Origin of the sequence: Methylobacterium sp. SD274 (assembly GCF_017355285.1) — a bacterium.
In the GTDB taxonomy this organism is placed as follows: domain Bacteria; phylum Pseudomonadota; class Alphaproteobacteria; order Rhizobiales; family Beijerinckiaceae; genus Methylobacterium.
The window spans coordinates 1-12,529 of record NZ_JADIJP010000040.1; the positions used below are offsets into that span (position 1 = coordinate 1).

Consider the following 12,529-nt stretch of genomic DNA (forward strand, 5'->3'; position numbering starts at 1 on the left):
CGCCCTCTCGAACTACACCAACCTCGGTGGCCAGCTGACCGTCTTCGCTCTGCCGAACTAATCGGTCGCACGAAGCCTGAGATATAGGGTGCCGGCGCAGCAATCTGTGTCGGCACTTCTATTGAGGTGCAGAATCAATGATTAAGTTGTGCACCTATTTCATAGTTGCGATATGTGTTTACTTTGCTGCCGGTATCGAAAAGGCACTTAGTAAAAATTTTGGCTGCAAGTCGATTTATGTTTATCAAAAACTAAGCATTATTAGATCAACTGGAAACAATGATGATTTTCAAGACAAGCTAGGAAAGACGATTCGTGCGGGTGAATGCTTCGTTTGGGAAAACGACACGAAACTTACGGACGTCGATTCTAGCGATGGTTTGTCTTGTGTTTCGCTAAATGGTTCTGGTAGGACGTGTTATTGGTCTGGAAAATACTGACCTGTCAGTCTGAATTACTCAGTAACTTCGGGAGATCTGACTCCGAAGCGCCAACTCTTGCCGTGCCTGCTCTTTGACGGCTTCGCGCACCGCAGGGCTTGCGATTTTCCGCAGTAGGCTTTCCTTCGTGTGAGCCTCAAAGGGGCGATCACTCAGCCAGCGGCGGCGGATCATTCCGATCATGGAGGTCGTCAGCATTCCTTTGGCTACTCCTCTCCATTGCGCTGGAGCACATTTTGGCTGCGGGCTAACTCATTGCGGAAGAGGCCCTTTGACGTTTTGACAGAGATATTACTGCCTAAAGAAACCCGCTCCCCGAAGGATCCTTAAATGGGTTCGCCCGGCGAATGTATCCGAACACCGTGAGTGATCGCGGTGGCCCACCTGGTCCATAACCGTGCTACGCCAGGAACCCAAATCGCCGGATGCTTCGAGCCAATGAAGCTGACACGTCTTCCTAGTGCTCATCAGGCTCCATAGCCGCATCTTGCCGATAGTGTCAGGAGGGGACAACTCCGCCTCGGGGGCGGAGACAGGCGCGGCGGCGACGTCTGCATCACCCCATTGCCGCCTGAAAGCGGACTGGCAGATATCCACCCAAGTCGGTCGAAGAGCGGACGGACAGCTCCCGACCCAACCTTGCCATATCAACTGGTTGGCGAGGTGCTCGGAAGCGGACATACGTTACGACCTGCCTTGGACGCAGCTTCCACGGAGCGACCCTTACAAAAGCTTCCGTTCCTCAGCGCAGTCCGCTGTCCGCCGCCAGTGCCTCGGCCGCTCGTCTGAAGCCGGCGACCATCCTGACCATGGGCTCCCTCACCTCCGGCGGGGCGGTCTTCAAGGAACCGGCATGGAAGGGCAGCTCGGGATCGTATTCGCTCATGAGCTGACAGCATTCGGCATAGGTCCGGTCGCGCATCTCCGCGACCATGGAGAGCCCGAAATCCAAACCAGCGGTCACGCCCGCGCCGGTGATCCGATTACGGTCCCGGACGACGCGGGCGTCCGTTGGGATGGCGCCGAACCCGGCCAGCGCATCCCGGCAGGACCAATGCGAGGTCGCCCTGTAGCCCTTGAGCAGCCCTGCCGCTCCCAGGATCAGCGAGCCGGAGCATACGCTGGTGACGTACGTCGCCCGGCTTGCCCGGTCGGCCATGAAGGCGAGCGTCGCGGGATCGGTCGCTGCCTTGATCGTGCCGTCCGTGCCGCCTGGCGTGAACAGCACGGTGAGGTCGCGCGGGCAGGTGTCGAAGGTCGCGTCCGGGGTGATCGTCACCCCGCCGTCGCTGGTCACCGGATCGAGGGTCTTGGCGACGAGATGGATCCTGGCCCCCATCATCGCCGCGAACATGCTTTGCGGACCGATGAGGTCCATGACCGTCATCCCCGGGTACATCAGCATCGCGATCCGCTCGTCGCCCATCCAACGTACGTTCGGGTCGTAGCCGGCCATGTCCTCGCCGTGGCCGGTCGAGGGTGCCGGTGGGCCCTTGGCCCCTGCATCCTCCGCACGGGCGGGGGACCGTAGGAACGGCATGCCGGCGAGGGCGGCGGCGAGGCGGGTGAAATCACGGCGAACGAACATGATGCCCTCTCAGAACCGGACCGAGGCGGTCGCGTAGATGGAACGGCGGTTCGACGGGCGTACCCGACCGTCGAGGAACAGGTAGGGTTCGAAGTAAAGCGCATCGGCGAGGTTCTTGCCGACCAGGGAGTAGGTCCAGCCATCGACCGTGTAGGACGCCTTGGCATCGAGCGTGACGAACGCAGGGGTGAAATACGAGTTGTCGAGCGTGATCGCCTGCCTGCCGGCGGCGTAGAGCCCGGCGCCGAGCGAGACCCCGCGGAGCGAGCCCTCCAGGAACTTGTAGTTCGCCCACAGACGACCGGAATCGGCCGGAACCGCCATCAGCCGCGAACCGACGGCGAAGTTGTTGTCCTTCGTGACCGTCGCGTCGATGTGGGCGTAGCTTCCGAGGACCTGCCAGTTCGGCGTCGGCTGCCAGACCAGGTCGACCTCGGCCCCGCGCGAGCGCTGCTCGCCGACCTGCACCTGCAGGAACGGGTTGTTCGGGTCGCCCGTCGCGACGTTCTGGCGGGTGAGCTCGAAGGCGGCCAGCGTGCCGGACAGCCCGGATGCGAGCGCGATCTTGACGCCTCCCTCGACCTGCTGCGACGTCTCGGGCTTCGGGGTCGACGTCGAGAGGTAGGGCACGACCCGGATGCCCTCGCTGTAATCGGCGAACAGCTAGACGACGTTGCTGACCGCATCCTTGTACTCGTCGACGATGGCCCCGGCCTTCGGCAGCGGCTTGATCTGCTGGAGCTCCTGGCGGGTCCCGGTGAGCCTGTCGAGGCCGTCGAGCTCGACATAGGCCCCGCGCACGCCGGCAAGCAGGTGGATGCGCTCCCACAGCGTCGTCTGGAGTTGCAGCGACAGCCCGGCGTTGATGTAGGCGTTGCTGGGCGTCAGCGCCCGGGAGGTCGGTTCGACGAAGTCCGGGAAGACCGGCGCACGGAAGTCCACCGGGCCGATCAGGTCGAAATTGCTCACGAACTCCCTGTCCTTGACCCGGTCGAAATCGGCCGACATCAGCAGGACGTTGCGGGTCGGACCGAGGTCGAAGGCCGCCTTCAGATTCGGGTTGACCGAAATCTCCGAGATGTTCCCCCGCACGATGGCGTTGGACACGAAGAAGCTCGACGGCGGTACGTCGGGTCGGTTGCCGATGACGAACTGGTCCGGCTGGCTGAGGATCGAGCGGCTGAAGCGGACGGTCGTGAACGTCGACCAGACATCGTTGAAGGCGTGGTCGAGACGTGCCGTGACGCCGTAGAACTCCGAGGACGTGTCCGGCACCGTCGTCGAGCTCGGAAAGAGGGAGCGTCGGATGCTGAACGCGGAGGTGTCGACCGTACCGACCGCCGGCAGACCCGTGTAGTCGGGCTGGGTCCGACGCGAGTAGAAGCCCTGCAGCGTCAGCGAGGTGCCGGCGTTGTTGGTGAAGGTCACCGTCGGGTTGAGGGCGAGGCTTCGGGTCTCGACTAAGTCGATGGAAGGCACATCGCGCTGGAATTGGCCCGTCATGCGGAACAGCACCGTGCCATCCTCGGTCAGCGGCCGGTTGATGTCGAAGTACGGGCTGACGAAGCCACGGCTGCCGGCGGTGACGCCGATCTCGGTGAAGGTCGCGAAGACCGGCAGCTTCGAGACCAGGTTGATGATGCCGCCGATCGGCGCCGAGCCGCCTGCGTAGAGGATGCCGGTCGGGCCCTTCAGAACCTCGATGCGCTCGACGTTGTTGAGGAGGTCGCGCGCGCCCGGCTGGAAGAAGGTCGACAGGCCGTCGACGTAGGTCTCCGCCGGGAAGCCGCGCACCAGCGTGTAGAACTGGTTGAAGGCCACCGGGTTCGGACCCGTGACGCCGGACACGTTCCGGAGCGTCTCCGAGACGGTCAGGCTCTGCTGGTCCTCGATAAGGTCGCGGGTGATGACTTGGACCGATTGCGGCGTCTCCTGGATCGGGGTGCCGGTCTTGGTGGCCGAGACCGAGGTCAGGGCGCGATAGCCCTGCACGGGGCCGGCCGTGGTCTGGCGGACCCCCGGGCCTGAGGAGGTATCGCCTCCCTCCACAGTGAGTTCCGGCAGGGTGACCCCAGTGGCGGCGGTCTGGGCGAGGACTGAGGTGGTGGCAAGCAAGGTGATGAACAGGGCGAGGCAGAGCTCGACCCGGGGAACAGGGTACATGGTTTGGGTCCGTTGTCTGAAAGATCGGGAAGGGCGATCAATCAGGCGACGGGTGGGGCACGGGCGCTGGCACTGATCCCTGGCGGTGCACGGGGGTAGGCCGCGACCTCGAAACGCCAGACGACGACGGAGGCTTGCCGGACGGTCCAGATGATGGGCGACGAGGTGGCGGGCGGAACGACCGGCGCCCCCAGGGCGTGAGCCACCAGGCAGCAATCGAGATGCTTGTGCGGCGGAGATGACTTGAAGGGCTCGCCGTCGCTCCCCGCGCCTTGCGCACAGATGACGTGGGTCGGACCGCCCGAGGCCGCGAAGCTCGCGCCGCCGAGGAATGCCTGGAGCGCAAGTGCGTACAGCGCGGCCATGGCGATGACCGCACGGCAGGCGGCCCACCCTGGCAATCGCATCCGCATGGATCTTACGTACGGCTGCGCTTGCAGCGCCGTCAACGCAGGCGCGTAATCATGGGCCGGAATTCATGCGGCCGAGGCGAAAGGCGCACGTCGGTTCACCCTCGACGAAGGCCTGAATGCTTGGTGCGCTTGGACTTCATCAGTCAGGTCCAATGGCTGCCCCCCCTAACCCCGGGGTGCATTTCCACGCTGATCAGCCACCGTTACGGGTCCGCCGGGCTCCCCCGCAAGCGACCGTTCGGTAAAGGCTACAGGTAGCTCAGGGCCGGCAAGGCGGCCCGGCGTTTCAGGCCGACCATCCAGCGGCATGCGAGCCAGAGCGGCGGGACCAGGGCTCCTGCGACCAGCCAGATCTGCACCGGCGCTCCAGCCTCGATTCGACCGGAGGCTCCGCCGAGACCGAGCGCCAAGGCGCCGTCATGGAGCAGTCGCAGCAGCCAGAGATGGGCAAGATAGAAGAACAGCGGCGCGCCGCCGAAGGTGCGCAGCCAGCCGAGGCTTCGCGCCGGCACTGCCTCGAATAGGGCGAGGAGCCCGAGGCCGAGGCCTAGCGTAAGCAGCAGAAAGTCGGCCGAGGGCGGGTACTTGGTCAGGTTGACGAAGGAGAGCGCGGTGAAGAGGGTCGTCGTCCCCGACTGCCATGGTACCGGCTCGCCGTAGCCGTTGAGGCACCGCAGGATCAGGAAGGCGGAGAGCGCCGCGCCGCCGAGTGCCAGGAGCCCCGCGCTGCGTGTGGGCGGCGCGACCGCTCCGGCGAAGAGCGGCCCCAGGGCGTAGCCCGCCGCTATCACGCCGAACCAGGGCAGCACCGGGTAGGAGGTCCGCGCCACGCCCCAGGGCAGTTCGATGAAGCCGCGCTGATGTAGGATCGACCAGGACACGTAGCCCATGTCGCCCGGTTGGAGCACGAGTCCGTCGAGCAGGTTGTGGCCGAGCATCACCGCCGCGGCGAAGAGGACGAGGGCAGCACGCGGTAGCCAGAGCAGGGCGGCCAGCGCCACCATGCTGAGGCCGATGGCCCAGATCACCTGCAGGTAGAGGATCGGCGGCGCGAGGCTGCGGGTCCAGGCCAGGCTGACCAGTGTCACCTCAAAGAGGATCAGCAGCAGGCCGCGCTTGAGCAGGAACACGCTGGTCACCCACCGGTCGCCGTGTTTCTGCGCGTGGAGGCTGGCCGAGAGGCCGGTAAGCAGGATGAAGACCGGCGCGCACAGATGCGAGGTCAGCCGGGTCAGGACGAGGCCGGGCGGCGTCACGGCCAGATCCATCGGGTCGCGGACCTGGGCGTGCAGGTAGACGAACTCCCGCACGTGATCGACGAGCATGAGCAGCATGACGAGGCCGCGCAGGGCGTCGATGGAGACGATGCGGGACCGCGGACCCTGGGCTCCCTCGGAGGCTGTCGGTCTCATCGCACGCGCTCCGTTCCGATCCGGTGCAGGAGCCGGCCGACATCGACGGGTGTCCAGACCGCGCCGCCGCGCGGCTTGCGGACCCCACGCCGCGTCAGCTCGGGAGCGAGGCACTGGGGCGTCCGCCCGACCTCTCCGCCAATCGATTCCAGAATCGGCATGAGGTCGAGCACGTAGCGGCGCGCGCGCTCGGACGAGGCCCCGCGCCCCGCATCCCCGCGCCGGACGTGGGCGGCAGGCGCATCAACGGGCTGGCCCGCCGGGCTGCCATCCCCGGCTGCACCCTTCCAGTTCGCGCGCATCATGCGGGCCATTCGGCGAACCGGCGGTGAGCCAGCGCGGCGAGGAGCAGGGTTCCCGCAACCAAGCAACCTAGGGCCACCATCGCCTGGCGCTCCGCCGCGGCGCGGGGCACGGAGGGCGCGAATGCCGGCACGGCATCGTAGGCGGTAAAATCGAGCCGCGCGGGACAGCCCGGACAGACCGGCGCGGGGTCCAGTGCCTGGGCGAGGATGCGGGGCTCGAAGAACGCACGCAGGTCCCGGCGGTACGCGGCGCCCGCCGCCAGGAAGGCGGAATGGCGCTCCGCGTCGGTTCCCGCCGCCATCTCAAGGGCGAGGGCGAGCACCGTCGTGGGAGATAGCGTTGCCAGCCGCCGGCTCCAGGCCGCCGCAGCCTGGGCATGGTCGTGCGCGGCATCTCGGTAGCTCGCCAGCGCTTCGTCGTAGAACGCATCGCGAGCGAGGCGCTTGATCTCGGGCGCCTCCGCCAGCCCCGGCCGACTCGCGGCATCCGGAACCTTGCCGGCAAGCCAGGCCAGGGTGATCCGAGCGCCTTCCTCACCGGTGTAGAACCGGACCTGTGCCTGCCGGCTCGCATCGATTGCCGCGATCCGTGAAGGCGTCGGCGCGAGGGCCTCGACCGCGTACCCGAGAGCGCTCGGCAGGGCGACAGTGACGATGGCCCAAGCCAGCACGAGGATCGCGAGGGCGGAGACGCCCCCGCGCCACAGGCTGGCCACCAGGGCGCAGGCCGACACCCAGAGGACGACGTAGGCGGCCAGGGTGGCCGCAAGGAGGGCCAGCGTACCCTCCCAACCGCCGAGCTCTCCGAGACCGCCCGATACGATGAGCGCCAGCGCCGTTCCACCGAGCACAGCTGTGATGGCGACCAGCGCCACGGCCCCGAACTTCGCGCTCGCCACGCGACGCGGCCCGACGGGCTGCGACGCGATCATGCGCAGGATGCCGTTGTCGTGCTCGGAGGAGAGCCGTGTGCCGGCGAGTGCGATGACGGCGAGAGGTACGAGGTAGACCAGCGCGAAGGCAAGATCGAAGGGGCCGAGCCTGAGCCGGGCGGTCGAGCTGGGTTCGTAGGCGGTGTCGTCGAAGACCGTGCTGAAGCCGAAGCTGGCCCGCATGATCGCGGGTTGCACGTCGGATTGACCGGCCGCGAATACGGCGAGCGGCGTCGGCGGCTTCACCGCGTAGGCGGCCATGAAGTAGGTCATGTAGCCGAAGGCGTCGGTGGGGTCCTGCCAGTAGTTCACTTTGATTGGCGAGGGCTTGCCATAACGCTCATGGGCGGCCTTGGCGTCCCGCACGACCCGGTCGGTGTTGGCGGCGGCCTGCAAGAGGGCGGCTCGCTCCATGGAGACGCGCCCTGCGCCCGTCCACGCCGCTAGGCAGAGAGCCACGAGGAGGGCGGCGAGGATCGCCCAGGTCAGGCGCTCGCGCAGGATCAGGCGCAGTTCGGCGCCGAGCAGGACGGGAAACCGGACGGTTCTCACGGCTTCAGCCTCCGGACAAGGGGACGGCACAGGAGCGCAAGCAGACCGAGCCACAGGGCGAGGACGAAGGCCGGAACGCGTGCGTTGGCCAGCGTGGTGGCGAACGGCAATGGCCGGTGGACGAAAGGCGGGATCTCCCCCCAGAGATCCGGTCCGGCGACGAGGGTGGTCCCGCCGCGCTGGGGATGGTCGCGGATCTCGGCGTTCATGCGTTCGGAGATTCGGCGCCGATAGGCCTCCGCCGCCCAGACGAAGTGGGCGTGTTGGGCGAAATCGGTGCCGGCGAGCGTCTGCGAGAGGGCCTGCAGGGCGACCCGCGGCGACAGCAGGCCAGCCCAGGCCAACGCCCTTTCCTGGGTCGCGAGGCTGTCGAAGAACGCGCCGAGCTCACGGTCGTAGACCGTGAAGTTGTAGTTCTCGTTCTCCGACATCATCAGGCCGCGCAGGTCCACGGGCAGTTCGTCGGGGTCGCTCACGCTATAGCGGGCGAGCACCTCGCGCGTACGGACATCGTTCGCCTCGGCGGTGCGATGCGCCCGAAAACCGGACTCGATCCGCGTCCGGACCTCGCGGTAGGACAGGGCGGGCATGACCGCGTCGACACCGACGATTGCGAGGCGGGGGGCCGCGACGCAAAGGACGGCCCAGACCGCGAGCGCCGCCGCAAGCGCGCCCCGGGCCGTACGTGCGACGAGCGAGACGAGCATCGCGAGCAGCAGAAATACGGTGGCATAGGTCAGCTGCGCCGCTACCCAGGTGAGCAGTCGCGGAACGGCCTGCCAGCCGGCACCCTCCTCGCTCACCACTGCGAGCGCGCCGATCCCGAGGAGCGGAAGCCCTGCCACGAGCGCCAGCGCGGCGAAGAGCGCCGCGAACCGGGTCGCGAAGAGCCGGCCCGGCGGGACGCCGTTGCCGAGCGCGAGACGCAGCGTGCCGCGCTCGCGGTCGGCGGCGAAGGCGGAGAAGCCGAGCAGGATGGCGGCGAGCGGCACCACGAGTTGGACGATATCGGCGACGCTGCCGAGGCCGGATCGCGCGAGCGGTCCGGCATCCTGGATGGCGCGATAGACCGCGTCGTTGAAAACGTGCGCCTCGACCCGCACCATCCGGCCCGTGTAGGGCTCGGTACCGGGATCGAGCACGGCGAGCGGTGCCGAGGGGCGGAACACCCAAAGGCCGAAATGGTCGGCCGAATGCGGGTTCTTGGTATCCTGGCCGAGCCAGCGCGCGCGCTCGGCGGCCGCGACCTGAGCGACCTCACCAGCATAGCGCATAGAATCCCGCCAGGCGCCGAGGCCCGCGACCGTGAGGAGCAGGACGAGGACGGCACCGATCCAGCGAAGGCGCGCATCGCGGGCGGTGCGCGCGAGTTCGGCCGCGAGCTGCCTCACGCCGCGCTCCCCGCCAGCCGCTCGATGTAGAGCCGCTCCAGGCTGACATGGTCGAGGGTCCGGGGGTCGATCTCCTCAACGATACGGCCACGGCTAAGGACACCGACGCGGCCAGCCATCTCGCGCACCCTGTAGAGATCGTGGGTCGCCATCAGGATGGCGGTGCCACGATCCGCCGCCGCCCGGACCGTTGTGGAGAAGTCCGCCGCCGCGCTCGGATCAAGGCCCGAGGTCGGTTCGTCGAGGAGGAGGAGCCGGGCACGGCGCGCGAGTGCCACCGCGATGCCGACCTTCTGGCGCATGCCCTTGGAATAGGAGCCGGCGGGACGGGCGAGGGCAGGCTCGGCGAGGCCGGCCTCCGCGAGGAGCATGCGTGCGTTCGCTTTCGTCAGATCGAGGCCGGCCAGGGTCGTGAAGTAGCGCAGGTTCTCCACCCCGGAGAGGCCGGGATAGAGCGCCACCTGTTCGGGGATGTAGGCCACGTGCCGGCGCGCGCCGACCGGGTCGGCGCCGGCATCGACACCGCAGACCCGGACCGTGCCGGCATCCGCCTTTAGGAAGCCGAGGATCAGGTTGACCGTTGTGGTCTTGCCAGCCCCGTTCGGCCCGAGCAGGGCGAAGACCTCCCCGGGACGGAGCGACAGGTCGAGGCCATCGAGGGCTTGGCGTTCGCCGAAACGCTTGCCCGCCCCCCGGATCTCCAGGACGAAGTCGCCCGAATGGGTCGTGACCTCAGTCATCAGAACCGCACCGAGATCGTGCCGGTGAAGCGCCGGGGCGCGCCGGGATAGACCCGGAACACGCTGTTCGAACTCTCATAGTAAGTGGTGTCGAAGATGTTCTCGACGTTAAGGCCGAAGCGCATGTTCTCGTAGCGGTAATAGGCCAGCGCATCGACAGCGATGTAGGCCGGCAGAGAGAAGCCCGAGCCCGATGCGTCCCCGGCGCGTTCGCCAACCCCGCGCACGCCGCCGCCCAGGCCGAGGCCCTTCCAGGGGCCGGCCTGGACCTCGTGCACAGCGAGCAGGCTGCCCGAGTGGCGCGGGATGTTGATCAGCGGTGCGCCCACCGGCAGCACGTTATCCTTGGTCACCACTGCGTCGGCGTAGACGTAGCCCGCCAGGATCTTGATCTCGGGGGTGATCTGGCCTGCGGCCGTGAGTTCGAAGCCCTGGCTGCGCACGCCGCCCGCCGCCAGCGAGAAGCCGCTGTTGTTGGGGTCGGCCGTCAGCACGTTCTGCCGCTCGATGCGGAAGGCCGCCGCCGTCAGGCCGAGGGCGCCTCCGAACAGATCGAGCTTGGCACCCACCTCGTAGCCGATGCCAGTCTCGGGCTCGAACGGCTCCGCGCGGGCCACCGCGAAGGCGTCGGGGCCGATATTGGGCCGGAAGCTGGTGCCGACATTGGTGTAGAGCGAAAGCTCAGGCAGGGGCTGGTAGACGAGCCCGGCACGCGGCGTGGCCGCCACCCGCGATTGCTCTGACTGGGTCGAGTTCGTTCGCTCGCGAAAAGATTGCTCGAAGAAATCGAACCGGGCCCCGAGGAGCGCCTTCCACTCGGGGCTGAGCGCGATCTGGTCCTGGACATAGAGGGCGGTGTTGGTGACTCGTTCCAAGTTGTTGCGCCGGATCGTGAGCGGCGGCAGGGCCTGGCCGTAGCGGGGATCGTAAATGTCGAGGCTGTAGGGGCTCTGGCGGAAGTTCGAGCGATCATAGACCACGCGGCTATCCGTGCTCTCCCGCTCGAAGCCGAGAAGCAGGGTATGACCGAGATCACCGGTGGCGAAGCGCCCCACCACCTCGGCCTGACCGATGGCGGTATCCCAGCGGTAATCGCGGAAGTTCCGGTCGCGCAGGACGGTGCGATTGTCCGCGGCGAGGCCACGGACCTCCGCCGATTCCCCGACCAGCGAGCCGGTGTTGAAGTGGGTGGCGAGGCGCATCTGCCAATCGGCGTTGAAGCGATGCTCGACCCGCACCTGCATCGTGTCCGAGCTCTGATACGTGCTCTGCCCCGGCTCGCCGAGGAAGCGGGAAATCGGCAGGAAGCCGAGTTGGCGGTTGATCGCAATCACACCCCGGTCGACCACGACGCGATTGCGCAGGAACTCGGTCTCGACGGTGATTTTCGTGTCCGGCGTGACCTGCCAGCTCACGACGGGAGCGACGAGGAGCCGGTCGCTGTCGACAAAATCGCGAAAGCTGTTCTGGCGTCCGCCCGCAAAGTTAAATCGGTAGAGCAGCGTGCCGTCCTCGTTGAGCGCGCCACCGGCATCGACCGTGTCGCGGAACTGCTCGAAAGAACCCCAGAGACCGCCCATCTCGACGAAGCGCTCAGCGGTCGGCTGTTTGGTGACGAAGTTGACGAGGCCACCTGGGTCACTGCGCCCAAACAGGCCGCCACCGGGGCCCTTGAGCACCTCGATGCGCTCGACGTTCTGGGTGTCGGGCGGCGGCGGCGAGCCTCGGTTGATCGGGAAGCCGTTACGGTAGAGTTCCGAGGTAGTCGTGCCACGGATGGCGTAGCTGAACACCGTCAGGCCGCCAAAATTGTTCTGCTGGGCGACGCCGGGCGTATAGTTGAAGACCCGGTCGACGCGGGTGGCGGCGAGATCTGTGATGACCTCGCGCGGCGCAACGGTGACGATCTGGGGCACGTCGCGCTGGGGCGTGTCGGTCTTCGTGCTGCTCACCGCCCGGTCGGCCCGGTAGCCCGGGGTCGGACCGATCAGGCCTATCCCCGGGGAGGGGCCAGCACCAGCGACCACTGGAGCGCTCCCGCCAGTAGCCTCCACGGAGAGTTCCTCCAGCGTGACGGCCTCCTGCGCCCGGGCCTCCAGTGCAGGCGCGCCCGCCGAAAGGATTGCGGCAAGCGCGTAGTGCGATCCTCGACGCCTCGACATCCGACGACGCTTGGCCGGAACGGGCAGGGTCAGGATCGCAACCTTCGAGGTCGCCAGGTTGGGACGAAGGGGCACCGGTGCGCTCAAGGTTGTCGAGCGACGGCCGAGCGGGTGCCCTCGCGGGACCGGCTGCGTCAGTAGCCAAGCCCGCTCATGCGCTCCGCCGGGACACCCCGCCCGAGAGACGTATCGTTGTGCAAGGCAGGTCTCCTGGCTCGCGGGTCGTCGCCCTCGCCTCGGCCTTCCCAGTACGTCGCACCAGTGACCATGGACGGTGAGGGCTCACCGCTAACAGTTGCGGGGGCAGCTTCGGAAGCGCTCCTGCGAGCACCCCGAATTCCCTCTTAGCCCGCGAGCCGACGACCCGCAGGAACCTTGACGGTCAGACATTCGCCGGGCGCCGCCGCATAGTCAATCGAGGGGGCGTCATT

The 12,529-nt window shown here is 67.2% G+C and carries 9 protein-coding genes, 1 pseudogene and 1 riboswitch; all 10 genes and pseudogenes read right to left on the reverse strand.

Going from position 1 to position 12,529, the window contains the following annotated elements; translation table 11 throughout:
- Positions 1-458: 458 nt before the first annotated feature.
- Positions 459-638: a hypothetical protein gene (locus tag IPV08_RS22345; protein WP_207413828.1), complete on the reverse strand. Its 180-nt coding sequence runs from the start codon at positions 636-638 to the stop codon at positions 459-461.
- A gap of 544 nt (positions 639-1,182) precedes the next feature.
- Positions 1,183-2,028, reverse strand: a complete 846-nt coding sequence (locus IPV08_RS22350) for a DJ-1/PfpI family protein (RefSeq protein ID WP_056453447.1) — start codon at positions 2,026-2,028, stop codon at positions 1,183-1,185.
- Positions 2,029-2,037: 9 nt separating this feature from the next.
- Positions 2,038-4,191 (reverse strand): annotated as a pseudogene (locus tag IPV08_RS22360) (TonB-dependent siderophore receptor).
- 41 nt (positions 4,192-4,232) lie between these two features.
- Positions 4,233-4,556, reverse strand: coding sequence for a hypothetical protein (locus tag IPV08_RS22365; RefSeq protein ID WP_246748152.1), 324 nt, complete (start codon positions 4,554-4,556; stop codon positions 4,233-4,235).
- Positions 4,557-4,852: 296 nt separating this feature from the next.
- Complete coding sequence (locus IPV08_RS22370) at positions 4,853-6,016, reverse strand: heparan-alpha-glucosaminide N-acetyltransferase domain-containing protein (RefSeq protein WP_056453461.1); 1,164 nt, start codon at positions 6,014-6,016, stop codon at positions 4,853-4,855.
- On the reverse strand, positions 6,013-6,321 hold the full coding sequence (locus IPV08_RS22375; RefSeq protein ID WP_244478054.1) for a hypothetical protein: 309 nt from the start codon (positions 6,319-6,321) through the stop codon (positions 6,013-6,015). The genes IPV08_RS22370 and IPV08_RS22375 overlap by 4 nt, the downstream gene beginning before the upstream one ends.
- Complete coding sequence (locus IPV08_RS22380) at positions 6,318-7,805, reverse strand: ABC transporter permease subunit (protein WP_056453464.1); 1,488 nt, start codon at positions 7,803-7,805, stop codon at positions 6,318-6,320. Before IPV08_RS22380 ends, IPV08_RS22375 begins: the two co-directional genes overlap by 4 nt.
- Positions 7,802-9,196, reverse strand: coding sequence for a DUF3526 domain-containing protein (locus tag IPV08_RS25120; RefSeq protein ID WP_018042858.1), 1,395 nt, complete (start codon positions 9,194-9,196; stop codon positions 7,802-7,804). Before IPV08_RS25120 ends, IPV08_RS22380 begins: the two co-directional genes overlap by 4 nt.
- Positions 9,193-9,936, reverse strand: coding sequence for an ABC transporter ATP-binding protein (locus IPV08_RS22390; protein ID WP_018042859.1), 744 nt, complete (start codon positions 9,934-9,936; stop codon positions 9,193-9,195). The genes IPV08_RS25120 and IPV08_RS22390 overlap by 4 nt, the downstream gene beginning before the upstream one ends.
- On the reverse strand, positions 9,936-12,098 hold the full coding sequence (locus IPV08_RS22395; RefSeq protein WP_026175774.1) for a TonB-dependent siderophore receptor: 2,163 nt from the start codon (positions 12,096-12,098) through the stop codon (positions 9,936-9,938). The genes IPV08_RS22390 and IPV08_RS22395 overlap by 1 nt, the downstream gene beginning before the upstream one ends.
- A 182-nt stretch (positions 12,099-12,280) precedes the next feature.
- A riboswitch (cobalamin riboswitch) is annotated at positions 12,281-12,491 on the reverse strand.
- Positions 12,492-12,529 lie beyond the last annotated feature (38 nt).